The sequence below is a fragment of the Deinococcus pimensis DSM 21231 genome, assembly GCF_000519345.1.
Classification (GTDB): Bacteria; Deinococcota; Deinococci; order Deinococcales; family Deinococcaceae; genus Deinococcus_A; species Deinococcus_A pimensis.
Map to the genome: position 1 here is coordinate 15,513 of NZ_KI912654.1, position 1,396 is coordinate 16,908.

At 72.6% G+C, this 1,396-nt stretch carries 2 protein-coding genes; both read right to left on the reverse strand.

All coding sequences use genetic code 11. The annotated features are described in order from the left end of the window. Positions 1 to 265: ABC transporter substrate-binding protein (locus DEIPI_RS31425; protein WP_045234413.1), on the reverse strand; the 265-nt coding region annotated here is incomplete at its 3' end. A 17-nt stretch (positions 266 to 282) separates the two neighbouring features. Next, positions 283 to 1,396: PTS fructose transporter subunit IIC (locus tag DEIPI_RS39980; protein ID WP_045234414.1), on the reverse strand; the 1,114-nt coding region annotated here is incomplete at its 5' end.

The window sequence follows — 1,396 nt, forward strand, 5'->3', positions numbered from 1 at the left end:
GGTCGGCGGCGGCGCGGCGCGCGGCGGCGGTGCCCGTGGCGGGGTCGGCCTGGTCGTCGTACCCGACGAGCGAGAGGGTCAGGCCGAGCTTCGCGAAGCGCGCGCGGTACTCGTTCACGGCGATCTGCGCGCCGTTCTTGACCTGCACGCCGATGTCGGACTGCGGGCCCGACAGGGGGCTGATGGTGGCGAGCTTCACGGGCGTGGCCGCGAGGGCGGACGAGGCGACGAGGGCGGCGGTGACGGCGAGGATTCGTTGACGCATGATGGTTCTCCCTGAGGTCAGTCGGCGGCGGAGGCGGCGGTGGTGGACGCGCGCGCGGGCGTGCCGTCGTCGAGGACGGGCTTCTTGAGCAGGCCGAGCAGCACGGCGCTCACCAGGGTGCCCGCGACGAGCGCGACGAGGTACATCGGCAGGTTCGTCACGGCGTTCGGGATGAACAGCACGAAGATACCGCCGTGCGGGGCGCGCAGCAGGCACCCGGACGCGAAGCTGATCGCGCCTGCCACCGCCGAGCCCGCGACGAGCGCGGGAATCACCCGCAGGGGATCGCGCGCCGCGAAGGGAATGGCGCCTTCCGTGATGAAGGAGATGCCGAGCACCCCGGCGGCCTTGCCCGCCTCACGCTCGTCGCGGGTGAAGCGGTTGCGGAAGAGCAGCGTCGCCACGAACAGCGACAGGGGCGGCGTCATCCCGGCGGCCATCGCGGCGGCGATGGGGCCGTACACCTTCGAGCCGAGCAGGCCCGTGGAGAAGGTGTACGCGGCCTTGTTGATGGGGCCGCCCATGTCCACCGCCATCATTCCCCCGATGAGCGCGCCGAGCACGGCGGCGCTGGCGTTGCCGAGGCCCTGCAGCCACCCCGTGAGGCCCCGCAGGGCCGCCGCGACGGGCGCGCCCACGACGAGCATCATCAGGAGGCCCACGACGAGCGTGCCGAGCAGGGGCAGGATCAGGGTGGGCTTGAGGCCTTCGAGGGTGCGGGGGAGCCGCACGACCCGCACGAGCCAGCGCACGGCGTACCCGGCGATGAAGCCCGCGAGGATGCCGCCGAGGAAGCCGCTGCCCGTCGTACCGGCGAGCACGCCGCCCGCCACGCCCGGCGCGAGCCCGGGGCGGTCCGCGATGGAGTACGCGATGTACCCCGCGAGGATCGGGATGAACATGCCCATCGCGGCCTGCGAGATCTGGAAGAGGGTGTGCCCCAGCGAGCCCGCGAAGCGGTCCTCGTAGACGAAGATGCCCTGATCTCCGAACTGCATGGAGCCCACCGCGAACGCCACGGCGATCAGGAGGCCGCCCGCCACGACGAAGGGCAGCATGTGGCTCACGCCCGTCATGAGGTGCTTGTAGAAGCTCGGGACGCCCGCGTTCCGCGCGGCCTTCCCGGCGGCG